Consider the following 24,642-nt stretch of genomic DNA (forward strand, 5'->3'; position numbering starts at 1 on the left):
CAGTACATCGCCGGGTAATAACAATAATGACCCCTAGCCTGTCTGAAACACCTGCGCTGTCACGGCGCGGCCTGCTGAAAATCGGCCTCTGCGCCAGCGCTTTCCTGGCCACCGCCGGGCTCGGCGCGAGCCTCAGCGGTTGCTCCGCCAGTACTCCTGCCAGCGGTTTTGCCCTGCTGCGCAGCAATGACCTGCCGTTCCTGAGGGCGCTGATCCCGGTGATGCTCGAAGGGTCGGTGGCCGCGGGCAAGATGCCCGCTGCCGTCGCCGGTACCCTGGCCAACCTCGACAACGCGCTCAATCACCTGTCGCCGGAAATGTTCAAGCTCACTCAGCAGTTGTTCGATGTGCTCGGCATGGCGGTGACTCGCGGCCCGCTGACGGGGATCTGGGGCAGTTGGGAAAACGCCAGCGCGGACGACATCCGCAACTTCCTCAGCCGCTGGGAAAACAGCTACCTGTCACTGCTGCGCATGGGCCATGCCTCATTGCTGCAACTGGTGATGATGGCCTGGTACACCCGCGCCGAATCCTGGGCCCATTGCGGCTATCCCGGGCCACCCAAGGTCTGATCCGTATAGCCACTGGCGCAGGTTCCAAGGACTGCAAGAGCCCTGCTCCTTCGCAGGCCATCGCAGCCTGCGGCGGCTACAGTGCATTTGCGCCATGCCATCAATAACAAGAGAGCACCGAATATGCCCGTACCTGATCTGTTCCGCGAAGGCCTGAACCGTGGCTGGAAAACCTACAACGGCTCGCAGCTGGAGCAGGACCTGACCCTGGAAGCCGATGTCGCCATCATCGGCAGCGGTGCCGGGGGTGGCACCACCGCCGAGATCCTCAGCGCCGCGGGCTACAAGGTGCTGCTGATCGAAGAAGGCCCGCTCAAGACCAGCGACGACTTCAAGATGCTCGAGGACCAGGCCTACACCAGCCTCTATCAGGAAGGCATCGGGCGCATGAGCAAGGACGGCGCCATCACCATCCTCCAAGGCCGCGCCGTGGGCGGCACCACCTTGATCAACTGGACCTCGAGCTTTCGTACCCCCGACCCGACGCTGCAACACTGGGCCCGGGAACACGGAGTGGTGGGCCACAGCTCGACCGAGATGGCACCCTGGTTCGAGAAAATGGAGCAACGCCTGGGGGTCGCACCTTGGGCCATGCCACCCAACGCCAACAACGATGTGATCCGCAGGGGCTGTGAAACCCTGGGCTACAGCTGGCACGTGATTCCACGCAATGTGCGCGGCTGCTGGAACCTGGGCTACTGCGGCCTGGGCTGCCCGACCAACGCCAAGCAGTCGATGCTGGTGACCACCATCCCGGCGACCCTGGAGAAAGGCGGCGAGCTGCTGTACCTGGCCCGGGCCGATCGCCTGCAGTTCAAGGACGACAAGATCACCAGCCTGCAATGCGTGGCCATGGACGCCCGTTGCGTAGCCCCTACCGGACGCACGATCACGGTCAAGGCCAAGCATTACGTGCTGGCAGGTGGCGGTATCAACAGCCCCGCCCTGCTATTGCGCTCCGATGCCCCGGACCCGCACTCGCGCCTGGGCAAGCGCACCTTCCTGCACTTGGTGAACTTCTCTGCCGGGCAGTTCGATGAGGTGATCAACCCCTTCTACGGCGCGCCGCAGTCGATCTACTCCGACCATTTCCAATGGCAGGACGGCACCACCGGCAAGATGTCCTACAAACTCGAAGTACCGCCGTTGCAACCGGCCCTGGCCAGCACCCTGCTGGGTGGTTTCGGGCCGCAGAGCGGGTTATCCATGGAACAACTGCCCCATACCCACGCCATGATCGCCCTGCTGCGAGACGGTTTTCATCCCGACAGCATCGGCGGCAGCGTCGAGCTGCGCGGCGACGGTACGCCGGTACTCGACTATCAGGTCTCGCCCTACGCCTGGGATGGCCTGCGCCGGGCGTTCCACAGCATGGCGGAGATCCAGTTCGCCGGCGGTGCCAAGGCAGTCAAGCCGCTGCACAGCGACACCCGTTTCGCCAAGACCCTCAGCGAAGTCCGCGCGCAGATCGACGGCCTGGACCTGGCGCTGTACCGCACCCGCCTGGGCAGCGCCCACGTGATGGGCGGCTGTGCCATGGGCGAAGATCCGAAAAACGCGGTGACCGACAGCCTCGGGCGCCATCATCAACTGCACAATCTGTCGATTCACGACGGCTCGCTGTTCCCCACCAGCATCGGCGCCAACCCGCAGCTGTCGGTGTACGGCCTGACGGCACAGCTGGCCACAGCCCTGGCAGAGCGCTTGAAAACAGTGTGAAAAAGCGGGGTATTTTCGTCGTCTATCGTGCTTTCTTCCCTAAAAGTCGACTTGGCCGACCGGGATGGCTGCGATACCATCCGACTCCCCAACGGATTCCCGCCAGGACGACGCGATGAACCGAGTGTTGTACCCAGGTACCTTCGACCCTATTACCAAGGGCCATGGCGATCTGGTCGAGCGCGCCTCGCGGCTGTTCGACCACGTGATCATCGCCGTTGCCGCCAGCCCCAAGAAAAACCCGCTATTCCCCCTGGAACAGCGTGTGGAACTGGCGCGAGAGGTGACCAAGCATCTGCCTAACGTTGAAGTCGTCGGCTTCTCCACGCTGCTGGCGCATTTCGCCAAGGAGCAGAACGCCAACGTCTTCCTGCGGGGTCTGCGAGCCGTTTCTGACTTCGAGTACGAGTTCCAGCTGGCCAACATGAACCGCCAGCTGGCCCCGGACGTGGAAAGCCTGTTCCTCACCCCGTCCGAGCGCTACTCGTTCATTTCCTCGACGCTGGTCCGTGAAATCGCGGCCCTGGGCGGTGATATCACCAAGTTCGTGCACCCGGCGGTCGCCGACGCACTGACCCTGCGCTTCAAGAAATAAGCCCGCTGGCCCCGTTCAGGGGCCATTGCCCGGCGTCAGCCATCGCGCCCGCGTGCACTGCGGGCGTCAATACGGCACAATTGCGCGCATTCGTTTTTACATGCCCGGGCCTGCCGCCCAGGCCGGAGTACCCCATGTCCCTGATCATCACCGACGATTGCATCAACTGCGACGTCTGCGAACCCGAGTGCCCCAACGCGGCCATTTCCCAAGGCGAAGAGATCTACGTCATCGATCCGAACCTGTGCACCCAGTGCGTCGGCCACTACGACGAACCGCAGTGCCAGCAGGTGTGTCCGGTGGACTGCATCCCTCTGGACGAAGCGCGTCCAGAGACGGAAGAAGAATTGATGGCCAAGTACCGGAAGATTACCGGTAAGGCTTGAGTAGAGAGGGAGCGCCTATTCCGGCGCTTTCGCCCGCAAGCCGGCTCCTATGGGGCAATCCGTTATAGGAGCGACCGGGCGGCGTGCTGCTTGCCGGCGAAGCTTTTCAGCTCTGGCAACGTGGGCAGAACACACTGGCACGCTGGCCCAGCTTGACCTCGCGCAGTTCCGTGCCGCAGACCTTGCAATGCTCATAGCCGCGGCCGTAGACAAACAGTTCCTGCTGGAAATAGCCTGGCTGACCATCACCCCCGATAAAATCGCGCAAGGTGGTGCCGCCGCGCTCGATGGCGGCCGCCAGAATCCGTTTGATCTCGATCGCCAGCTTCAGATAACGCGCCCGGGAAATGCCCTTGGCTTCGCGGCGCGGGTCGATGCCCGCAGCGAACAGCGCTTCGGTCGCATAGATGTTGCCCACCCCCACCACCACCGCGTTGTCCATGATGAACGGCTTGACCGCCATGGAGCGCCCCCGGGACAGCTGGAACAGGCGCTCGCCATCGAATAGGTCGGTCAGCGGTTCCGGCCCCAGGCGTATCAACAGCTCATGGTTCAGTGGGTCGTGGCTCCAGAGCATGGCGCCAAAGCGGCGCGGGTCCGTGTAGCGCAGGGCCAGCCCCGACTCCAGTTCGATGTCCACATGTTCGTGCTTGGCCGCCGGCAGGCCGGCCTCCACCAGGCGCAGATTGCCCGACATGCCCAAGTGGCTGATCAAGGTGCCAACTTCAGCGTTGATCAACAGGTACTTGGCCCGCCGGTCTACCTTCACGATGCGCTGCCCGGACAGGCGCACATCCAGATCCTCGGGGATCGGCCAGCGCAGGCGCCGCTCGCGGACGATGACCCGACTGACCTTCTGGCCTTCCAGGTGCGGCGCGATCCCGCGCCGGGTGGTTTCGACTTCCGGTAACTCAGGCATCTTCGCCCCTGGTACTCATCGCGACATGAACAATCAGTGTGCGCCCAATTCGCGCACGGTTTCCTTGAGGCTCTCGAAGTCGTAATCCGACAGGCCGACATAGTCGAGAATCAGATGGCCAATGCTGTTCCATTCATGGTCTTCGACCTGGTTGCCCAGCACCCGGTAGGAAGCACAGATGTGTTCGGCCATCTTCAGGATCGCCAGCAGGTTCTTCAACTGGCTGTTGCGCGACGACTCGTCGCTGAAGATCGCCAAGGCATTGTGGTGATTGGCAATGGCGTTGGTCACGTGCTCCGGCAAACGCCAGGACTTGGCCGTGTAGTAGCCGACCACCGCATGGTTGGTATTGAACGCATGGTTTTCCGTGTCCACCACCCGCCGCTCCGGCCCCGCGTCGCCGTAGGCCTCCTCCAGTACTGCCATGTAGTTGGGGAAGCGCTTGAGCATCAGCGGCACCCCACAATCGTGGAACAGCCCCAGCGCATAGGCTTCATCGACCGCCTGGGAGCCGGTGCGCTTGGCCAGAGTCAGACAGGTCATGGCCACGTCCTGGGCGGTGTCCCAGAAGCGGTTGAGGGTGACGATGGTTTCGTCGCTCATCTCGCCCTTGATCGACTGCGCGTTGATCAGGTTGATGATCGAACGGCTGCCCAGCAGGTTCACCGCACGCTGGATCGAGGCGATCTTGTTGCTCAGGCCGTAATACGGCGAGTTGACGATCTTCAGCAGTGCGCCGGACAGGCCGGGGTCCTGGGATATCAGCTTGGCAATCACTTCCAGGTCGGGGTCGGGCATGTACTGCTCCATCTGCAAATCCACCATGATTTGCGGTTGGGGCGGCACGCTGATGCCTTGCAAGGCCTGTTGAATCTGTTCGGCTGATAGCTCTTGGGACATAAGTACACACTCTGGGTCAGGCGGCGATTCTAACCTTTAATGCGCCGATGTTGGCCAGACGGACAGGAACTTTACCCTGCACTGCTGGCCGCAGGTCCATTGGCCATCGCTGAAGTCTCGCGACGGGGTATAATCGCGCCCTTTTTTCCGGAGCGACGTCATGTCCCTGCCAAGCCTGCGCCTCAAAGCCAACGCCGATCGCCGCCTGCGCGCCGGCCACCTGTGGGTCTACAGCAACGAAATCGATGTAGCCGCCACCCCTCTGCACGGCTTCAAGGCAGGCGACCAGGCGGTACTGGAAGCCGCCGGCGGCAAGCCCCTGGGCATCGTCGCGATGAGCCCGAACAACCTGATCTGCGCGCGCCTGCTGTCTCGCGACATCAAGCTGCCCCTGGACAAGTCACTGCTGGTGCACCGCCTGAACGTCGCCCTGTCCCTGCGCGAGCGCCTGTTCGACAAGCCGTTCTACCGCTTGGTGTACGGCGACTCCGACCTGCTGCCAGGCCTGGTTGTCGACCGTTTCGGTGACATCCTGGTGGTGCAGATCGCCTCGGCGACCATGGAAGCTCATAAAGAAGACGTGATCGCGGCCCTGACCCAGGTGCTCAAGCCCAGCGGCATCCTGTTCAAGAACGACTCCGCGGCGCGCGATGCCGAAGGCCTCAACCGCTACGTGGAAACCGTGTTCGGCCTGGTGCCGGAGTGGGTTGCCCTGGAAGAAAACGGCGTGAAGTTCGAAGCCCCGGTGATCCAAGGCCAGAAAACCGGCTGGTTCTACGACCACCGCATGAACCGCGCCCGCCTGGCCCCTTATGCCAAGGGCAAGCGCGTACTCGACCTGTACAGCTACATCGGCGGCTGGGGCGTACAAGCCGCGGCCTTCGGCGCCAGTGAAGTGTTCTGCGTCGACGCCTCGGCCTTCGCCCTCGATGGCGTAGAGCGTAACGCCGCGCTGAACGGCTTCGCGGAAAAAATGACCTGCATCGAAGGCGACGTCTTCGAAGCGCTGAAAGAGCTGAAGGCCAGCGAAGAGCGCTTCGACGTGATCGTTGCCGATCCACCGGCCTTCATCAAACGCAAAAAAGACATGAAGAACGGCGAAGGCGCCTACCGCCGCCTGAACGAGCAAGCCATGCGCCTGCTGAGCAAGGACGGGATCCTGGTCAGTGCTTCGTGCTCCATGCACCTGCCGGAAGACGACCTGCAGAACATCCTGCTGACCAGCGCCCGTCATCTGGACCGCAATATCCAGATGCTCGAGCGTGGCGGCCAGGGCCCGGACCACCCGGTGCACCCGGCCATCGCGGAAACCCGCTACATCAAGAGCATCACCTGCCGCCTGCTGCCGAACAGCTGAGTGCAGTGAACAGAAAAATCCCGGCCATGTGCCGGGATTTTTGTTTCAGCCAATCATGGGTGCCGGTAGGCCCGCTGGAAGTCCAGCTCCACACCGTCGACCTTGAACGTCTTGTAGTGCTGGCGCACTGGCTTGATCTTGCCCTCGCGGATCTGCGCGATCAGCCCCGCAGCATCGTTGATACCGTTGAACTTGCCCGTGTAACGCCAGAGGATCTCGCCTTGCCCATCACGGGCAAAGAGCATCGCCGAAGACTCCCAGGCGTGCTTGCCGATCAGCAGCACTTCGTTGACACCGTCGTCATCCAGGTCCACCGCCCAGGCGAAACAACCGGGCGGCGTGCAGTCACTCCTGGTCGTCAGTACCTCGACCAATTGCGCGCTGTCATCCACCTCCGGGCCTAGCCATTGCACCTTGGCGCTCAGGTAATCGACGGACTGGCCATCCCGGGAAACCGATTCCAGCAGCTCGCGCAAGGTGGTCCGGTCCGGCTCCTGCAGAACCTGCCCCTGGCGCACCTGTTCGAGCAACGCATTGAACTGCGCCCGACCGGGCTCGCCCAAATGCCGGCGCAAGGTCCTGGCATCGAAGTCGGCCACTGGCGTACGCCCGCTCAGCAGGCGCTGTACCTGGTTGCTGGCACTCAGGGCCTGCGGGTCCAGCACTGGGGTGAAGAGCAACAACAGCGCGACGAAACTCAACAGGGCCAGCCACGGGTTGCTGCGGCTCAGGCTGGCGAGCCACACCGAGCGCCTGGCCAACACCGCCCAAAGCGCCGCCAGGCTATAGACCAGGGCCAGGACCATCAGGAACAGCGCCAGGAAGCGTGACGGCGTCAGGCCGTATTGATCAATCCGCAGCCAGCTCGAATAACCCGCCATCAGCACCAGCAACGGTAGGCAGCAGAGGCTGGCGTTGACCAGCAGCTTGAGCAACCTGGCATAACCGACATCGTGCTGGCCGTCCTGGAATACGCCGTTGAGCAGGAACAGATTGCTCGCCGTCAGGCACAACAGGATCTGCGACGAGTAACCGGTACTCCAGATCGGCTGCAACCCGGTGAACATCAACGCCAAGGTGAAAATCAGGGTAATCAGCGCGCAGAGCGGAAGCAGGTAGCGGCACACCGTCAACAGGAGACCGCGCAGCAGGCCGATGACCTTTTCGTTTTCCCGGCCCATGCGCATGCCCAGGGAGAAGAACAGCGGCTGGCTGAAGCAGAGGAAGTAGGAAGACGTGAACAGATCGCCCAGCAGGGGCATGCCGAGCATGCTGAACAACTTGCCGCACAGCCACAGCAACAGGCTGAAGGCCAGGTTCACCAACAGCGCCAGAAGTACGATGAAGGCGTTGTTCCAGGCATGCCGGAACAGGTCCTGGTAGCGCGGGCGGTTACCCTCGCGAGTTGGCCAGCTCATGACAAATGCGGTACCGATATACGCCAGCACTACCGCCACGAACGGCCAGAACTTCCACAACCAGTCGTAGGTATCACGCATGAACACCCAGATGGAAAACCCCGCCAGCAGCACACTCAGGCCCAGGACCAGGGCCCAGGTGCCACGCTCGCGCACCGCACTGCCGAGCAATTGCAGGTTGATGCCCGCCACCAGGGCCAGAGTGCAGGAACCGGCGGCCAGCGCCGGCTGGGGATAGACCAGGCCACTGACCAGCAACACCCCTTGTACCAAGGCGATGACGATATAGAACAACAGCGAGCGACTCAGCGCAGGCATGGCAAATCCTTTTATGAAAGTGCGGGGGCAAGATGACGCGGGCAAGCAGGCATGAGGATCACCCCGACACCGGGCTTCTGCGCCGCTGTAGCGCAACCAGGCACAGGCTGATCAGGAACAGGCCGATGGACAATGCCAGGGTCGGCCCGGCAAAAAACACCAGGGACAGCCAGCCATCCTTGAACGGATCGAGATGCTGGCTGGACGTCCAACGCTTGAACGCCGCCTGAGCGATCCACGGCATAGGCAGCGCCAGCAGCACCCACAGCACGTAGGTGCAGAAACGCCGTCCAAGGTCGGCGCGCCCGTGCAGCGCGGCAGCGCAAAAGACCGTCAACAGGATCAAGCCTGTCGCCACCCCACCCAGCACCTGGGAGGTCAACGGCAGCCCTCGACAGGCCATGACCAGCCCAGCGGTGACCAGGGCCAGGATCATCAGCGCCCACCAGGTGCGCCATTCACTCCGCCGCTCGGGCACCAACTGCAGCATGCCGCCGCCCATCAGCACCGCCGCACAGGCAGCGCCGATGGCAAGGTCCGACAACGCGCCGGAAAGCACCACACCCAGCAGCAGCGCGCCCTGCACCAGGCCCACGCAGAGGTAAAACCTCAAGGTTCGAAGTGTCGTGGCCATTCCAGTTCCATTGGCGAGCGGTCGAAGGGCGCGCAGTCTACCTCAGCCCCCCGAGTCCGGGCAGCGGGTACCGGGTAAAGACACTCTTCACGCCGTAGAGCGGCCCCGGCATTCCTTCCTGACGCCAGCGGTGTAGAATCGGCAGATTCATCGCCAGTCATCCCCCGGCGGGTTTATGAGCTCAGGCTGAGTCTCGCGGCGATCCCGCGGGGTCATCGGCAGCTTCGGACACACGGCCATTTCTGAGTGTTCCCGAGGTCAGTAGAAGCTCACTCCCCATTTGTCACCTGATTAGCCGCCCGGAGTGCTTCATGCCTGATTACCGTTCGAAAACGTCCACCCATGGCCGCAACATGGCCGGCGCCCGTGCCCTGTGGCGCGCCACGGGGATGAAAGATGACGACTTCAAGAAGCCGATCATCGCCATTGCCAACTCCTTCACCCAGTTCGTCCCGGGCCACGTGCACCTGAAGGACCTGGGCCAACTGGTCGCCCGCGAGATCGAACGCGCCGGTGGCGTAGCCAAAGAGTTCAATACCATCGCCGTGGATGACGGCATCGCCATGGGCCATGACGGCATGCTGTATTCCCTGCCGAGCCGCGAGATCATCGCCGACTCCGTGGAGTACATGGTCAACGCCCACTGCGCCGACGCCATCGTCTGCATCTCCAACTGCGACAAGATCACCCCCGGCATGCTGATGGCCGCCCTGCGCCTGAACATCCCGGTGATCTTCGTCTCCGGCGGCCCGATGGAAGCCGGCAAGACCAAGCTCGCCGCTCACGGCCTGGACCTGGTAGACGCCATGGTCATCGCCGCCGACTCCAGCGCTTCTGACGAGAAAGTTGCCGAGTACGAGCGCAGCGCCTGCCCGACCTGCGGCTCGTGCTCCGGCATGTTCACCGCCAACTCGATGAACTGCCTGGTCGAAGCCCTGGGCCTGGCCCTGCCGGGCAACGGTTCGACCCTGGCCACCCACAGCGACCGCGAACAGCTGTTCCTGCAGGCCGGCCGCACCATCGTCGATCTGTGCAAGCGCTACTACGGCGACAACGACGAGTCGGTACTGCCGCGCAACATCGCCAACTTCAAGGCGTTCGAGAACGCCATGATGCTCGACATCGCCATGGGCGGTTCGACCAACACCATCCTGCACCTGCTGGCGGCCGCCCAGGAAGCCGAGATCGATTTCGACCTGCGCGATATCGATCGGCTGTCCCGCAGCGTTCCACAGCTGTGCAAAGTGGCGCCGAACATCCAGAAGTACCACATGGAAGACGTGCACCGCGCCGGCGGCATCTTCAGCATCCTCGGCTCGCTGGCTCGCGGTGGCCTGTTGCACACCGACCTGCCGACCGTGCACAGCCGTTCCATGAGCGATGCCATCGCCAAGTGGGACATCACCCAGACCAGCGACGAAGCAGTGCACCACTTCTTCAAGGCTGGCCCGGCGGGCATCCCGACCCAGACCGCCTTCAGCCAGTCGACCCGCTGGGACACCCTGGACGACGACCGTGAAAATGGCTGCATCCGCAGCTTCGAACACGCCTACTCGAAAGAAGGCGGCCTGGCCGTGCTGTACGGCAACATCGCCCAGGACGGCTGCGTGGTGAAGACCGCCGGCGTCGACGAGTCGATCCACGTCTTCGAAGGCAATGCAAAAATCTTTGAAAGCCAGGACAGCGCCGTGCGCGGCATCCTGGCCGACGAAGTGAAGGCCGGCGACATCGTGATCATTCGCTACGAAGGTCCGAAAGGCGGCCCGGGCATGCAGGAAATGCTCTACCCAACTTCGTACCTGAAGTCCAAGGGCTTGGGCAAAGCCTGTGCCCTGCTGACCGACGGCCGCTTCTCCGGCGGCACCTCGGGCCTGTCCATCGGCCACGCTTCGCCGGAAGCAGCGGCGGGTGGTGCAATTGGCCTGGTGCAGGATGGCGACAAGGTCTTGATCGACATTCCGAACCGCTCGATCAACCTGCTGGTCAGCGATGAAGAGCTGGCGGCCCGCCGGGTCGCACAGGACCAGAAAGGCTGGAAGCCCGTAGAGAAACGCCCACGCAAAGTGACTACCGCGCTGAAGGCTTATGCCCTACTGGCGACCAGTGCCGACAAGGGTGCAGTGCGCAACAAGGCGATGCTCGACGGCCTGTGATTGCCCTGACCCTGAAATGAAAATGCCCCGCCAAGTGCGGGGCATTTTTTTTGACCTTGGGTTGCCCTTGAGGGCCTCTTCGCTGGCAAGCCAGTTCCAACAGCTTGTAGGAGCCGGCTTGCCGGCGAATCGGCCTTCAGACTCTGCATCGCCCTTAAGGACGCCTTCGCTGGCAAGCCAGCTCCAACAGCTTGTAGGGGCCGGCTTGCCGGCGAATGGGCCTTCAGACCCTGCATCGCCCTTAAGGACGCCTTCGCTGGCAAGCCAGCTCCTACGGAGGCTCAAGGCATGCGTTCGCCCAGCTGCCCGCGCAAGAAGCGATACAGCCCATCGGCGCTCTTGCGATAGCCATCGGCGGTCAGGTGGACCAGATCATTGCGCGCCAGGTCATTGCCCTGCCACTGCCTGATCGAGCAATCGCCCCCCATGAAAGCCTGCCAGTCCCAGAACAGTGTGCGGCTGTTCTTCGCCACGTCCTTCTGGATCTGGATGATCTGCCGCAACGGCTGTGGCTGAGAGGCCGCACAACTCCCGGCATTGCGCCGCTTGATCGAATCAGGAGCCCCCACCAGCAGGATCACGGTCTTGGGCAGGTTCTTGCGCAGCAGCGCGACCTTCTCCTGCAACTGGCTGCGGTACAGCTGCAGATCCAGATCATCGTCGAAAGCTTCGTTGGTGCCATAGGCCAGCACCACCATGTCCGGGCGCAGGGCCTTGAGGGTTTCCAGCCAGCCGGGCTGCCACTTGTCCAGCACATCCAGGCGCGCGCCATTGATGCCCAGGGAGGAGTAGATCACCCCGGCGCTCTTCTGCCCTAGGATGTTCCAACCGCCCAGGGCCAGCCCCTGGTTGTTGGCGAAGCTCAAGTCCAGAGGCATGGTCAGGTTGTTGAACGGCGGGCTGAAGCGCCATTGCCCAGCCGTGACCGCGAGCATGCGGCTGCTCTTGTTGAGGTTGTCCCGGGCCGTCACGGTGTTGTTAGTGGCTGCCTGGTACAACGCCGAAATGCGGTACTGCTGATTGCTCGGCTGGCGCTCGGCGATATGCACCCTGGCACCCGGGGTCATCGGCAGCGACAGGTAACCGCCCAAGGGAAACTGGTTACTCTGTTGGTTACGTGCCGATACCAGCGACCACTGGCGCTTGGCGACACTGAGGATCACGCGCTCGTAACGGGTACCGGGCACCGGCGTCGCAGCCACGAAACCAATGCCGCCGTCACCATATTGCGCCTGCAACAGGCGGCGCACTTCACCGCTGAACAGGTCGGCGGCGGTGTGCGAATCCCCCAGTTGCACAATGCTGATGGGCGTACGGTTGGAGGTACTGAACTTGCGCGCCAACAACGCCAGGTTCGGGTCGGTGCCGGTAGTCACGACCTTTTTCGTGCCGTTCCCGGCCTTGGCCAGGGCCGAGGCAGGAGTGGCCTGGACCTCGGTGGTCGGGCTGCAACTGCTCAGCAAGGAGATGCCCAGCAATAGCGCAATGCCTTGCAGTCGCCCCATATCAGTGCTGCTCCGTCAATTGTTCACTGGGAAAGCTGATCAGCGAGATCACACGCTCAGCGATCAGTCTCTGTCCAGTGGGGGTGAAATGAATACCGTCGTCGACCCGGGTCTTGACCTTCTTGCCATCCCCGGTGGTGCGGTAATAGGAAAACTCGTCGTTCTGGTAACCGAGAATCTCGTTGGCCGAGACAAAATGCTGGTGGTACAGCTCGATCTGGCTCTTGTACAGCTCGCTCAGGTAGGCCATTGCCGTAGACAGCTTGGCCTTCTCCATGTTCGGCGGACCGACCCAGATCACTTGCACATTATGCGCCTGGGCGGTTTCGAGAATCGAATCGATGCGCCGGCGGTAGGCTTCCTCCCAGTCCGGCTTCTTGAAGCGCAGGAACGGCTTGCCCTTGACCTCAGGCATGTCCCACGGGTCGTTGGGGCCGAGGAAGATCACCATCAGGCGAATATTCGGATTGCCGGCCAGGGTGCTTTCAACGGTCTTGGGCCAGTTGAAGAAGCTTGGATAGGCCAGCCCGGTGCTCTGTTTGCTGAGGTTGAGGCTCTTGACGTTGTAGCGTTTGCGCAAGGTGTTGGCCATGTGCGGCGCCACGCCCTGCATCAAGGAGTCACCGACGAAGAACACCTCATCTCCGGCCGCCAGGCTGGCCATCAACGGCGTGCCAGTCCCCTGCTCGACCATCGGCGGGTGGTTGATCACAGGAGCCACCACCACAGGTTGCGGGTGGACCACAGCGGGATCCGGCGCGACTACCACTGCCGGATGAGACGCCGGTACAGCCGGTGGCTGCTCGGCCTGGACGGTGGGAGCCGAAACAACCTTCGGCAACGGCTCCGGCTCTTCATCTGCGGCCGCGTCAGACTGGGCCACCAAGTTCACGTCGGCCTGGTCGGTAAAATTGCCGACAAAAGCCACCCGGGCACTCTCAAGGTTCTGATTGAGTTGCGCGCCAAAGCGCCACTGCGGGTTCTGCGACAACCCTGGAATCTCGCAGCCTTCGTGGTATTTCTGCTGGCAGTAGAGGCTGATCGATTGCTGGTTGAACCACACCAGCAACAGGCTCGTCACCACCAGGGCATAGAGCACCTTGGCCGCACTACCGAGACTGGCCGACAACGGCGAACGGTTAGAAACTGGCATAGATGAACCCCGGCACGCCCGACGGTGAGGCGAAGATGACCAGACAGATAAACAGCCCCAGCGGCACTGGATACAGCAGCCACGGCAAGCCGGTGGCGGCGTCGAACACCCGGCGCAGCAGTGCCACGATCCGCGGGTAAAGAGCGACGAACAACAGGCAGCCCAGCAACGACGCGGCACTGCTGGCCAGCCCGGCGAAGGACAAGCCACCCAGGCCCGCGAGCATGTCCAGGGCATCGGGCAGGGTCGCGCAACGGAAGAAGATCCAGGCGAACGCCACATAGTGGAAGGTCAGCAAGCGGGCCGTAAGGTCCGCGCCGATCCAGCTGGGCCCCCGGGCCAGCAACGGACTGCACAGTTTGTACAGTGCCAGGCCGACGCCATGCAGCGCGCCCCAGATGATGAAGTTGGCGCTAGCACCGTGCCACAGCCCGGAAATCAGCATGGCCAGCAGCATGTTCAGATTGCCGCGCCAGACCGGACCCCGGTTGCCCCCCAGGGGGATGTACACGTAGTCGCGAATGAAGGTCGACAGACTGATGTGCCAGCGCCCCCAGAACTCCTTGAGGTTGCGCGCCGCATAGGGGTAGTTGAAGTTCAAGGGCAGGCGAAAGCCCAGCAGCAAGGCGATGCCGGTCACCAGATCGGTATAGCCGCTGAAGTTGAAGTAGATCAGGAACGAATAGCCGTAGACCGCCCGCAGGATCTGCTCGGCGGAAAACGCCACCGGGCTATCGAACACCGGATCGACCCACTCGTTGGCCAGCCACGAGCTGAGGAAGAACAGCTTGACCACCGCCACTGCGATCAAACCCAGCGCCCGTTGCGGCTCCAGCACCTGGCGCAACTGCGGCGGGTTGATCTGCGCCAGCATCGGTATCGCCCGGTTTACCGGACCAGCAATCAGGCTGGGGAAAAACGCCAGGTACAGCGCCAGGTCGAACGGCGAGCCGGGCGTCAGTTCACGACGATTGATCGACACCAGGTAGCTGACCGAGTGGAAGGCGTAGAACGACAGCCCCACCGGCAGTAGCACTTCCAGCAGCGGCAGCGACACTTCCACTCCAAACTGAGCGAAGGCGTTCTGCACCGTGCTGGTGAAGAAGTCCTGGTACTTGAACAGGTAGAAGGCCCCCAGCACCAACAGCAACATCAGGCCGTTGACCCAGCCTCGCCCGGGGTAACGCTGGCTCAACAGGCCGAGCAGGTACACCAGGGCCGTGTAGCCCAGCAGGATGTAGAGGAAGTTCAGGCTGAAACTGGCGAGGATCGCGTAGCTGGCGGCCAGCAACAGGCCATTCTGCAACCGCAGGCTGAAGCCCAGGCCCCAGTACAGAACGAAGAACAAGATGAAGCAGAGGCCGAATTCAATCGAGAGATAGCTCACAACGTAGTCCATTACGTGCAATCGGGGATGAACCCGGCACAGGGAGAGCAGGCGAGGGAAGAGAAACGGGCGCGATTATGGCAGAGGGGGTTTGCGAGTCACAAGTTGAAACATTCTCGGCATATTGCCGGTGCCTACACAGGGTGGCAGACGCCCTGTAGGAGCTGGCTTGCCAGCGAAGACGTCCGTGAATGCGCCTCAAGGAACAAGGGCCTCTTCGCCGGCAAGCCGGCTCCTACAAAGGGGGCAGACGTCCTGTAGGAGCTGGCTTGCCAGCGAAGGCGTCCGTAAGTGCGCCTCAAGGACCAAGGGCCTCTTCGCCGGCAAGCCGGCTCCTACAAAGGGGGGCAGGCGTTCTGTAGGAGCTGGCTTGCCAGCGAAGGCGTCCGGAAGTGCACCTCAAGGACCAAGGGCCTCTTCGCCGGCAAGCCGGCTCCTACGAAGGGGGCAGACGTCCTGTAGGAGCTGGCTTGCCAGCGAAGGCGTCCGTAAGTGCACCTCAAGGACCAAGGGCCTCTTCGCCGGCAAGCCGGCTCCTACAAAGGGGGGGCAGGCGTTCTGTAGGAGCTGGCTTGCCAGCGAAGGCGTCCGTAAGTGCACCTCCAGGCCCAAGGGGTGGGGCTACTGGATGTCCTCCGGCTTGACGATCACCCAGTTCTTGTCCGCAGTCACCGGCAGCCCTTCCTTGGCCTGGGCGGCGGCGTGCTTGGCAATCATGCCGTTGAGCTGGGTCATGTACTTGTCCTTGCGGTTGACCCACAGGTGAATGCCGCCCTTGGCCACGTCGACGCTGTGGAACAGCATGTAGCCGTCGCTGGTCGGAGTATCGCCGCCCACCAGTACCGGTTTCTTCCATTCATCGATGTAGGTCAGGATCGCCGCGTGCTTGCCCGCCATCCAGGTGGCCGGGGTCCACAGGTAGGGGGTCAGCTCCAGGCCGAGGTTGGCTTTCTCGTCATACTTGCCATCAGTGATCTGTTTGCGCGCAGTGGTCAGGGCGCCGGTCTTGCGGTCCTTGAGCAGCGTGCTCACGCCGATCACGTTCTGCGGCTTGACGTTGTAGCCGTACTTGGGATCGGCAGCGACCATGCGCACCAGCTCTTCGGAGGCGGCGGTCATCACATAGACCTCGATGCCGTTCTCCATCAGCTTGTTGTACAGCTCGGCCTGGCCGGTGAAGACCTTGGGCGGGTTGACCTCGATGGTCTTGACCACGTCACCGTCGTAATAGGTGCTCGGCACCGGCTTGCCGGACGCCATCAGTTCATCAACGTAGCCCTTGAGCTCCTTGAGGGTGAAACCCGAGAACACCTGGGCCACCCAGGGGTAGCAGACCATGTCGTCGACTTCGCAGAGGCGGTAGTAGTAGCTGAACAGGCTTTCCTTGTGGTCCGCGGTGTCCTTGAACGGGATCAGCTTCAACGACGGATCGAGGGTCTCGCGGGTGATCAGGCCCTTGTTCTCCATGTAGGGCAGCAGGGATTCTTCCAGGTCGTAGCGGTAACTGGTGTTGTCCATGTCGAACACCGCGTAGTTACCCTTGTTGGCGTTGGCCGCGATCATTGCGTCCAACTGCTTGGCCTGGTCTTGTGGCCAGTGCTTCAACTCGGTGGCAAAGGCCTGGCCGGCGAGGCCCAGGCAGAGTGCAACAGCTAAGAATTTCGGCGTGAACTTCATCTGCGGTTTCTCCCTGAGTGAAAACCATCGACGCTAACAAATCCCTGTGACAGTTCTCGTCTCTACACGACCGCCTGCGTCCCGTCAGCGCCAGTCACATACGCCAGAGCGTCAGCTGCTTATTCCAAAAACGACAGTTGCCATGCGATATCGTTATTAATTCAATAGATTTCAAGCTGTTAGGCTTGCCGGTTCGCAATCGCCCTGAGCCGCGATTGGCACTCGTCTTATCGGAGCCTCAATGAATCTGCCGCTGACCCTCAATCTGCTGGTGTTCCTGGCCTTGCTGTTCGGCCTGGCACAAACCCGCCACACCACCTGGAGCCTGGCCAAAAAAGTCCTCCTGGCCCTGGTGCTGGGCGTGGTCTTCGGCATCGCCCTGCACAGCATCTACGGCGCCGGCAACCCGGTGCTCAAGGCTTCCATCAGCTGGTTCGACCTGGTCGGCAACGGTTACGTGCAGTTGCTGCAGATGATCGTGATCCCGCTGGTGTTCGCCTCGATCCTCAGCGCCGTGGCACGCCTGCACAACGCCTCGTCCCTGGGCAAGATCAGCTTCCTGACCATCGGCACCCTGCTGTTCACCACCGCCATTGCGGCGCTGCTGGGCATCGGCCTGACCAACCTATTCGGCCTGACTGCCGAAGGGCTGGTGGCCGGCACCCAGGAATTGGCCCGCCTGCAAGTGATCCAGAGCGATTACGCAGGCAAGGTCGCCGACCTCAACGTGCCGCAACTGCTGCTGTCGTTCATCCCGCAGAACCCCTTCGCCGACCTGGCCCGGGCCAAGCCGACCTCGATCATCAGCGTGGTGATCTTCGCCGCCTTCCTCGGCGTCGCGGCGCTGCAATTGCTCAAGGATGATGCCGACAAGGGCCAGAAAGTGCTCAACGCCATCGACACCCTGCAAGCCTGGGTGATGCGCCTGGTGCGCCTGGTGATGAAGCTGACCCCGTACGGCGTGCTGGCCCTGATGACCAAGGTGGTGGCCGGCTCCAACCTGCAGGACATCATCAAGCTCGGCAGTTTCGTGGTGGTGTCGTACATCGGCCTGGGGCTGATGTTCGTGGTCCACGGCCTGCTGGTTGCCCTGGCCGGGATCAACCCGCTGCGCTTCTTCCGCAAGGTCTGGCCGGTGCTGACCTTCGCCTTCACCAGCCGCTCCAGCGCCGCCAGCATTCCCCTGAGCATCGAGGCCCAGACCCGGCGCCTGGGCATTCCCCAGTCCATCGCCAGCTTCGCGGCCTCGTTCGGCGCCACTATCGGCCAGAACGGCTGCGCCGGCCTGTACCCGGCCATGCTCGCGGTGATGGTGGCCCCGACCGTGGGCATCAACCCGCTGGACCCGCTGTGGATCGCCACCCTGGTGGCCATCGTGACCTTGAGTTCGGCCGGTGTCGCCGGGGTTGGCGGCGGCGCGACCTTCGCCGCGCTGATCGTGCTGCCGGCCATGGGCTTGCCGGTGTCGCTGGTGGCGCTGCTGATTTCCGTGGAGCCGCTGATCGACATGGGCCGCACGGCGCTGAACGTCAGCGGTTCGATGACTGCCGGCGCAATCACCAGCCAGGTGATGCAGCAGACCGACAAGGCGTTGCTCGATGCCGATGAGCATTCAGAGTTGGAACACGCGTAAAACAACAGCTGCACGCTGCAAGCAAGAGCCAGTCGGCTTTTACTTGCAGCTTGTGGCTTGAAGCGTTCAGCTTCTCTCCCACACCTCGAAGCTGTACGCCGGCTTGTCCCCTTCCGGCGGGTTCGGCACCTCTGACACCAGCGTCCACTGCTGCTCATCGAATTCCGGAAACCAGGCATCGCCTTGCGGATTCAACGCCACCCGCGTCAGGTACAGGCGATCCGCCTGCTCCAAGCCTTGGCTATAGAGCTGTGCGCCGCCAATCAGCATCAGCTCGCTGGCGCCCTGCTCCAGGGCCCATTCCTCGGCCCGGGCCACCGCGGCTTCCAGCGACGGATAGACCTCGGCACCTTCCAGCACCAGATCCGTCTGACGACTGACCACGATATTCAACCGCCCCGGCAAGGGCCGGCCGAGAGAATCCCAGGTCTTGCGCCCCATGATGATCGGTTTGCCCAGGGTGGTGGCCTTGAAAAATTTGAAATCCCCCGGCAAATGCCAGGGCATGCTGTTGTCGACGCCGATCACGCGGTTTTGTGCGAGGGCCGCGATCAGGCTGAGAGGGAGAGATTTTTTCATGCCGGCGAGGATACCAGAGGACCAGGACCTGGCAACGTACCCCGACCCGCGCTGCAGCAGTTATGCTCAGCGCACTTTTGAGCGATGGAATGACGCGTGACTGCACTGACTCCCCTGCAACGCCTATGGCTGACCGAAACCGTGCGCCTGCGCGAGGAACACGCCGGCCCGCTGGAGGATCAGGAAGCCAATCGCCTGGCCCGCAACCAGGGCGGCGACCTGGCGACCCGGATCCAGAACCGTGCCCTGTGGCTGGCCCAGCGTGATGGCCTGCACAGCGCCCTGCTGCACTGGCACCAGGGCGCACGCCTGGCACTGCTGGCGCTCTCGGTACTGGCGGTGATCAGCGGCGCCGGCCTGGCCTTCAGCGCCCTGGGCAGCACTCAGCAACCGGTGAACGTGTTCTGGGCCCTGGGCAGCCTGCTGGGCATCAACCTGATCCTGCTGCTGAGCTGGCTGGCCGGCCTGCTGTTCGCTGGCGAACACGGCGCCAGCCTGGGCCGCCTGTGGTTGTGGCTCAGCGAGAAATTCTCCCGGGATGCCAAGGCCGCGCAGTTGCCGCCGGCCCTGCTGCTGTTGCTGCAACGGCGCAAACTCAACCGCTGGGCCCTGGGCAGCCTGATCAACGGTCTGTGGTGCCTAGCCCTGTTCAGCGCCGTGGTCATGCTGCTGTTGCTGCTGACCACCCACCGCTACAGCTTTGTCTGGGAAAGCACCCTGCTGGGCAGCGATGCCTTCGTGGCCATTACCAACGTCCTCAGTGCCCTGCCGCGAGGCCTGGGCCTCGGCGCCCCCAGCGTGGCGACCATCCAGGCCAGCACCCGGGATGTCTACAACACCGAACTGATCCGTCAGTCCTGGGCCATCTGGCTGGTGGTCCTGGTGGTGATCTACGGCGTGCTCCCGCGCCTGCTGCTGATGCTGTTCTGTCGCTGGCGCTGGAAACACGGGCAGGCCCGCCTGCAACTGGACCTCAACCTGCCGGGATACGCCCAACTGCGGGAGCGCCTGATGCCCAGCAGCGAGCGCCTGGGGGTCAACGATGCGGCGCCGGAGCAATTGCACCGCGTCGAAGGCGGCGTCAGTGCCCAGGACAGCAGCGGCGCCGTGCTGGTGGCCATCGAACTGGACAACCAGCGCCCCTGGCCGCCGCAGCTGCCGGACAGCATCAAGGACGCCGGCATCCTCGACAGCCGCGAATCGCGCAACCGCCTGCTGGAACAGATGAGCCGCTTCCCCCCGGCCCGCCTGGTGATCGCCTGCGACCCCCGGCGCTCACCGGATCGCGGCAGTCTGGGGCTGATCGCCGAACTGGCGCGCAATGCCACGGCGACCCGGGTCTGGCTGCTCCAGGCACCGCCCGGCCAGGCCCTGGATGCTGACCGCCTGGGAGACTGGCACGCTGCCCTGCAACAGTTGGAACTGCCGTTCGCCGATTGCATCCCCCTCAACTGGTTGGAGACCGGTCATGACTGATGCCCGCCAGAAACCACTGAAACTGGCGGTGGTCGGCCACACCAACGTCGGCAAGACCTCCCTACTGCGCACCCTGACCCGGGACGTAGGCTTTGGCGAAGTCTCCCATCGCCCCAGCACCACCCGGCATGTGGAAGGTGCCCGCCTTTCGGTGGATGGCCAGCCGTTGCTGGAGCTGTACGACACCCCCGGTCTGGAGGACGCGATTGCCCTGTTGGACTATCTGGAACGCCTGGAACGTCCCGGTGAACGCCTGGACGGCCCGGCACGACTGGCACGCTTTCTCGACAGCAGCGAGGCCCGGCAACGTTTCGAACAGGAAGCCAAGGTCCTGCGCCAGCTCCTGGCCTCGGACGCCGGACTCTATGTGATCGATGCCCGGGAACCGGTGCTGGCCAAATATCGCGATGAACTGCAAGTGCTGACCGGCTGCGGCAAGCCGCTGCTGCCGGTACTGAATTTCGTCAGCAGCGCCGAGCAGCGCACAGACGACTGGCGCGAGGCCCTGGCCCGCCTGGGCCTGCACGCCCTGGTGCGCTTCGACAGCGTGGCCCCGCCGGAAGACGGCGAGCGTCGCCTGTATGAAAGCCTGGCCCTGCTGCTGGAGCACGCCCGCCCGGCCCTGCAACGGCTGATCGACGACCAGCAGGCCCAGCGCCTGGTGCGCCAGCAAGGCGCCGCGCGACTGATTGCCGAGTTGCTGGTGGACTGCGCCGCCTGCCGCCGCAGCGTGGCCAGCGACAAACAACAGGAACAACAGGCCATCGGCGAGTTGCGCCAGGCCATTCGCCAACGTGAACAACGCTGTGTCGAAGCCCTGCTCAAGCTCTACGCCTTCCGCCCCGAGGATGCTTCGGCCAGCGACTTGCCGTTACTGGACGGGCGCTGGGGCGATGACCTGTTCAACCCGGAAACCCTCAAGCAACTGGGCGTGCGGGTGGGCAGCGGCATTGCCGCCGGAGCCGCGGCCGGCGCGGGGGTGGACTTGCTGGTGGGCGGTTTGACCCTGGGGGCCGCTGCCCTGGCCGGGGCCATCGCCGGCGGCGCCCTGCAGACCGCCCGCAGCTACGGCAGCCGCTTGCTGGGCAAGCTCAAGGGCCAGCGTGAGCTGACGGTGGACGACAGCGTGCTGCGTCTGCTGGCCCTGCGTCAGCGCCAACTGGTGCAGGCCCTGAACCTGCGCGGGCATGCAGCCATGGACAGCATCCGGTTGGCCACGCCGGAGGACAAAAGCTGGCGCGAAGGCAAGTTGCCGGAGGCCCTGAACAAGGCCCGGGCGCACCCGCAGTGGTCGTCGCTCAACCCCCATGCGCGCCTGAACCAGGCCGAGCGCCAGGAGCAGATCGAGGCGCTGGCTGAGACGTTGCTGGTGTCTTAGATCGCCTTCGCCGGCAAGCCGGCTCCTACACTGCCCTGTAGAAGCGGGCTTGCCCGCGAAAGGGCCCTCAAGCCAACACAGCCAAGGCCTTGTCCTTGAGCACCTGCAGATCCATCACCGGCACCCACATGTCCTTGGCCTGCTCGTCCCAGTGGCGCATGCGCAGGCTTACTGCGCATAAGGGATCGAGCTCGAAGGCCGCCGCTTCCGCCGCGCTCATCACCCCGCCCTGGTACTCCAGGGTGCGCCGGCTGGCTTCACTCAGGCGCTGGTAATACCCCAGCTCCTTGAAGGTCAGGTAACGCTTGGCCTGAACGTGGTATTCCACCAGCCGCGCCAGGCGTTCGCTGAATCCGGCCCGGCGCAGATAGTCGGCCCCCAGGCGCTCATGGCTGACCACGCCAAAACCGCCCATGTTCTCGGCATCCTGCTGACAGATATGCCCGATATCGTGAAAGAACGCCGCCAGCACCACTTCATCGTCATAACCTTCCGCCAGGGCCAGCTGCGCCGCCTGAGACATGTGCTCGATCTGCGAAATCGCCTCGCCGATGTAGTCGCTGTCGCCGAAACGTTCGTACAAGCCGAAAACTTCGTCGATCACCTGCTGCTTTGGACTCATCACACCTCCTCCAGCAACCGGGCGATGTTGTTCTCGGCCATGGCCGGACCGACGCTCATGCCCACCCCGGTGTGCATCAGGGCCACGTTGACCCCAGGGGCCGCTTCCAGGAAGGAGAACGGCGCGGGGCCACGAGCACCATAGACGCCCTGCCAGCGCTCCAGTACCTGGACCTTGCAGCCCAGGGTCTGCTGCGCCAGCTCGATCAACCAGTTATCCACCTGCTCAGCGTTGAACGGTGAGGGATCGCAGCCGTAATCGTGGGAATCGCCGATGATCAGCTCGCCCGAGGGTGTCGGGCTGATCAGCAGGTGAATCCCGTGCTCATGCAGGTGTGGTGCCTCACGAAGGATCTGCGCCTGCACGGCGGCGGCCTCGGGCAGGTCGGCAAAGGCCCCGTAATGCACACAGCTCAGACCGGTGAGCACGGCGTGTTGTAGATCCAGATTGGCCTCGGGCCGGGCACGGAGCATCTGCAGACGGCAGATCTGTGGCTGCAACAGCGCAATCTGCTCGGCCAGCAGAGTCTGGTAGTCGTGTCCGGAGCACAGCAGGATGCGCGCGCCACGAAAGGTCCCGGCGGTGCTCTGCAGTTGGCCCGGTTCGATGTCCCGCACCAGGGTCGAAAAGTGAAACTCGACCCCCAGGTCCCGGCGCAGGTAGTCGATCAGCATCGGGATCGCCTCGCGGGAATACAGTTGCTGGTCGTCCAGGCCGTGCAGCGCGGCTCGGTGATGGCGGAATTGGCCGCCATACAGATCATTCAGGGCCGCGCCCTGAAGCAGTTCGACCCGGTAGCCATGCTCCCGCGCACGCCCGCTGCAGAAGGCTTCCAACAGGTGTTCTTCGGCCTCGCTGCGGGCGAACAGGTAGGAACCGTTGCGCTTGAGTTGCAGGCCGGCCAGTTGTTGCCAGTCGACCCAGATATCCCGGCTGGCCCTGGCCAGTTCAAGCATGGTGCCCGGCGGCTGGCCGGTGACCAGGGCCTGGCCGAAATTGCGCACCGAAGCCCCCAGGGGCGTGGCACTGCGCTCGAATACCTGTACCCGCAAACCGCGCTTGGCGGCTGCATAGGCATGGGACAGGCCCAGGATGCCGGCGCCGACGATCAGCAGATCGCTGTGATTGGTCATGAATAGTGTCCTGGAGGGAAAGCGCCTTCGCCGGCAAGCCGGCTCCTCCACACTCGGCAGGAGCCGGCTTGCCGGCGAAAACGATGGTTCGTTTACTGTGCCGCGACTTTTTCCGACTTGCCGTCATAGCGCTTGCGCCATTCGGCGAGGATGCTGTCGCGGTTCTTCGAGGCCCAGGCAAAGTCGTTCTTGATCAGGCGCTGCTCGTAGTCCGCCGGCAGTTCGGTCTGCGGCTTGGCGATGCCTGGCTGGGCCAGTACGGCGAAGTTCTCCTTGTACAGCTCCATGGCCGCCGGGCTGGCGGAGAAGTCGGCGAGTTTCTTCGCTGCCTCTTCATGTGGCGTGCCCTTGATCACCGCAGTGGCTTCGATTTCCCAGCCCAGGCCCTCTTTCGGCAGGACGATGTCCAGAGGCGCGCCCTGGCGCTTGAGCTGCACCGCCGGGTATTCGAAGGAAATGCCGATGCTGAATTCGCCCGCTGCCGCCAGCTTGCACGGCTTGGAACCGGAGTGAACGTACTGGCCGATGTTCTGGTGCAGTTCGTCCATGTACTGCCAGCCCTGCTTCTCGCCGAAGGTCTGCAGCCAGGCACTGACATCAAGGAAGCCGGTGCCCGAGGATGCCGGGTTAGGCATGACAATCTTGCCCTTGTACTCAGGCTTGGTCAGGTCCTGCCAGCTCACCGGTTTGGTCAGCCCCTGTTTCTGCGCTTCCACGGTGTTGAAGCAGATGGTTGCCGCCCACACGTCCATGCCAACCCAGGCCGGTGGATTGGCTGCGTCGCGGTAGTTGCCGCCGATCTTGCCCAGGTCTTTCGGTGCATAGCTTTGCAGCATGCCCTGCTGGTCAAGGATCGCCAGGCTGGACGCCGCCAGGCCCCAGACCGCGTCAGCCTGGGGACGGGCCTTTTCCGCCAGCAGCTTGGCGGTGATGATCCCGGTGGAATCACGCACCCACTTGATCTCGACATCCGGGTTGGCCGCTTCGAAGGCCTGCTTGTAGGACTTCAGCTGCTCGGCTTCGAGGGCGGTGTAGACCGTCAGCTCGGTTTTCGCAGCAAAGGCATTCAGGCTGACAGCAGAGAGGACGGCAGCGGCAAGAGCCAGGGGCTTGAACATGGTGCGGTTC

Annotated in this window: 21 protein-coding genes; 9 read left to right on the top strand and 12 right to left on the bottom strand. The window is 63.3% G+C overall.

Annotated features, from left to right (window positions below):
- Positions 1-26 precede the first annotated feature (26 nt).
- The 4 genes from GV819_RS24625 to GV819_RS24640 all read left to right on the top strand — a co-directional run bounded on the left by GV819_RS24625 (position 27) and on the right by GV819_RS24640 (position 3,272).
- On the top strand, positions 27-572 hold the full coding sequence (locus GV819_RS24625; protein WP_161758650.1) for a twin-arginine translocation pathway signal protein: 546 nt from the start codon (positions 27-29) through the stop codon (positions 570-572).
- Between the two features lie 123 nt (positions 573-695).
- Complete coding sequence (locus GV819_RS24630; protein ID WP_161758651.1) at positions 696-2,291, top strand: GMC family oxidoreductase; 1,596 nt, start codon at positions 696-698, stop codon at positions 2,289-2,291.
- A 115-nt stretch (positions 2,292-2,406) separates the two neighbouring features.
- Entirely contained in the window at positions 2,407-2,886 is a 480-nt protein-coding gene (gene coaD, locus GV819_RS24635) for a pantetheine-phosphate adenylyltransferase (RefSeq protein WP_003176711.1), read from the top strand.
- Positions 2,887-3,020: 134 nt separating this feature from the next.
- Positions 3,021-3,272 (top strand): YfhL family 4Fe-4S dicluster ferredoxin, encoded by a 252-nt coding sequence (locus GV819_RS24640; protein WP_011064042.1) that lies wholly within the window; start codon positions 3,021-3,023, stop codon positions 3,270-3,272.
- 106 nt (positions 3,273-3,378) lie between these two features.
- Here GV819_RS24640 and mutM read toward each other — a convergent pair whose 3' ends face one another.
- Together mutM and GV819_RS24650 are read right to left on the bottom strand one after the other, a co-directional pair.
- Positions 3,379-4,191 carry a bifunctional DNA-formamidopyrimidine glycosylase/DNA-(apurinic or apyrimidinic site) lyase gene (gene mutM / locus GV819_RS24645; protein WP_161758652.1) on the bottom strand — a complete coding sequence of 271 codons (813 nt, stop codon included), beginning with the start codon at positions 4,189-4,191 and terminating at the stop codon, positions 3,379-3,381.
- A gap of 33 nt (positions 4,192-4,224) precedes the next feature.
- Entirely contained in the window at positions 4,225-5,037 is an 813-nt protein-coding gene (locus tag GV819_RS24650) for an HDOD domain-containing protein (RefSeq protein ID WP_368668935.1), read from the bottom strand.
- A 214-nt stretch (positions 5,038-5,251) separates the two neighbouring features.
- Between GV819_RS24650 and GV819_RS24655 the strand changes: the two genes are divergently transcribed.
- Positions 5,252-6,448 (top strand): class I SAM-dependent rRNA methyltransferase, encoded by a 1,197-nt coding sequence (locus tag GV819_RS24655; RefSeq protein ID WP_161758654.1) that lies wholly within the window; start codon positions 5,252-5,254, stop codon positions 6,446-6,448.
- 53 nt (positions 6,449-6,501) lie between these two features.
- On the opposite strand, the gene GV819_RS24660 is transcribed toward GV819_RS24655, so the two are convergent.
- Entirely contained in the window at positions 6,502-8,184 is a 1,683-nt protein-coding gene (locus GV819_RS24660) for a DUF4153 domain-containing protein (RefSeq protein ID WP_161758655.1), read from the bottom strand.
- Positions 8,185-8,242: 58 nt separating this feature from the next.
- Positions 8,243-8,818: a hypothetical protein gene (locus GV819_RS24665; RefSeq protein ID WP_161758656.1), complete on the bottom strand. Its 576-nt coding sequence runs from the start codon at positions 8,816-8,818 to the stop codon at positions 8,243-8,245.
- Positions 8,819-9,129: 311 nt separating this feature from the next.
- Between GV819_RS24665 and ilvD the strand changes: the two genes are divergently transcribed.
- Positions 9,130-10,971 (top strand): dihydroxy-acid dehydratase, encoded by a 1,842-nt coding sequence (ilvD, locus tag GV819_RS24670; RefSeq protein WP_161758657.1) that lies wholly within the window; start codon positions 9,130-9,132, stop codon positions 10,969-10,971.
- Between the two features lie 281 nt (positions 10,972-11,252).
- On the opposite strand, the gene GV819_RS24675 is transcribed toward ilvD, so the two are convergent.
- The 4 genes from GV819_RS24675 to GV819_RS24690 form a co-directional block, all read right to left on the bottom strand.
- Positions 11,253-12,476 carry an SGNH/GDSL hydrolase family protein gene (locus GV819_RS24675; protein ID WP_161758658.1) on the bottom strand — a complete coding sequence of 408 codons (1,224 nt, stop codon included), beginning with the start codon at positions 12,474-12,476 and terminating at the stop codon, positions 11,253-11,255.
- Between the two features lies 1 nt (position 12,477).
- Positions 12,478-13,629 carry an SGNH/GDSL hydrolase family protein gene (locus tag GV819_RS24680; RefSeq protein ID WP_161758659.1) on the bottom strand — a complete coding sequence of 384 codons (1,152 nt, stop codon included), beginning with the start codon at positions 13,627-13,629 and terminating at the stop codon, positions 12,478-12,480.
- Complete coding sequence (locus GV819_RS24685) at positions 13,616-15,016, bottom strand: MBOAT family O-acyltransferase (RefSeq protein WP_368668932.1); 1,401 nt, start codon at positions 15,014-15,016, stop codon at positions 13,616-13,618. The genes GV819_RS24680 and GV819_RS24685 overlap by 14 nt, the downstream gene beginning before the upstream one ends.
- A 621-nt stretch (positions 15,017-15,637) precedes the next feature.
- Entirely contained in the window at positions 15,638-16,693 is a 1,056-nt protein-coding gene (locus tag GV819_RS24690; RefSeq protein ID WP_161758661.1) for a haloacid dehalogenase-like hydrolase, read from the bottom strand.
- A gap of 241 nt (positions 16,694-16,934) precedes the next feature.
- Here GV819_RS24690 and GV819_RS24695 point away from each other — a divergent pair, with 241 nt between their 5' ends.
- Entirely contained in the window at positions 16,935-18,326 is a 1,392-nt protein-coding gene (locus GV819_RS24695; RefSeq protein WP_161758662.1) for an L-cystine transporter, read from the top strand.
- A 66-nt stretch (positions 18,327-18,392) separates the two neighbouring features.
- On the opposite strand, the gene GV819_RS24700 is transcribed toward GV819_RS24695, so the two are convergent.
- Positions 18,393-18,905 carry a dihydrofolate reductase gene (locus tag GV819_RS24700; protein ID WP_161758663.1) on the bottom strand — a complete coding sequence of 171 codons (513 nt, stop codon included), beginning with the start codon at positions 18,903-18,905 and terminating at the stop codon, positions 18,393-18,395.
- Between the two features lie 96 nt (positions 18,906-19,001).
- Here GV819_RS24700 and GV819_RS24705 point away from each other — a divergent pair, with 96 nt between their 5' ends.
- Together GV819_RS24705 and GV819_RS24710 are read left to right on the top strand one after the other, a co-directional pair.
- The gene (locus tag GV819_RS24705) at positions 19,002-20,381 is read left to right on the top strand and encodes a DUF2868 domain-containing protein (RefSeq protein ID WP_161758664.1); all 1,380 of its coding nucleotides are present in this window, start codon (positions 19,002-19,004) and stop codon (positions 20,379-20,381) included.
- Entirely contained in the window at positions 20,374-21,759 is a 1,386-nt protein-coding gene (locus tag GV819_RS24710; RefSeq protein ID WP_161758665.1) for a GTPase/DUF3482 domain-containing protein, read from the top strand. The genes GV819_RS24705 and GV819_RS24710 overlap by 8 nt, the downstream gene beginning before the upstream one ends.
- A 67-nt stretch (positions 21,760-21,826) precedes the next feature.
- Here the strand turns inward: GV819_RS24710 and GV819_RS24715 are convergent, their stop codons facing one another.
- From GV819_RS24715 to GV819_RS24725, 3 genes are all read right to left on the bottom strand, one after another.
- Positions 21,827-22,381, bottom strand: a complete 555-nt coding sequence (locus GV819_RS24715) for a phosphonate degradation HD-domain oxygenase (protein ID WP_161758666.1) — start codon at positions 22,379-22,381, stop codon at positions 21,827-21,829.
- Positions 22,381-23,514: a TIGR03364 family FAD-dependent oxidoreductase gene (locus GV819_RS24720; RefSeq protein ID WP_161758667.1), complete on the bottom strand. Its 1,134-nt coding sequence runs from the start codon at positions 23,512-23,514 to the stop codon at positions 22,381-22,383. Before GV819_RS24720 ends, GV819_RS24715 begins: the two co-directional genes overlap by 1 nt.
- Positions 23,515-23,606: 92 nt before the next feature.
- Entirely contained in the window at positions 23,607-24,632 is a 1,026-nt protein-coding gene (locus GV819_RS24725; RefSeq protein ID WP_161758668.1) for a putative 2-aminoethylphosphonate ABC transporter substrate-binding protein, read from the bottom strand.
- Between the last annotated feature and the right edge of the window lie 10 nt (positions 24,633-24,642).

The organism is Pseudomonas sp. Fl5BN2 (assembly GCF_009908205.1).
GTDB lineage: Bacteria > Pseudomonadota > Gammaproteobacteria > Pseudomonadales > Pseudomonadaceae > Aquipseudomonas.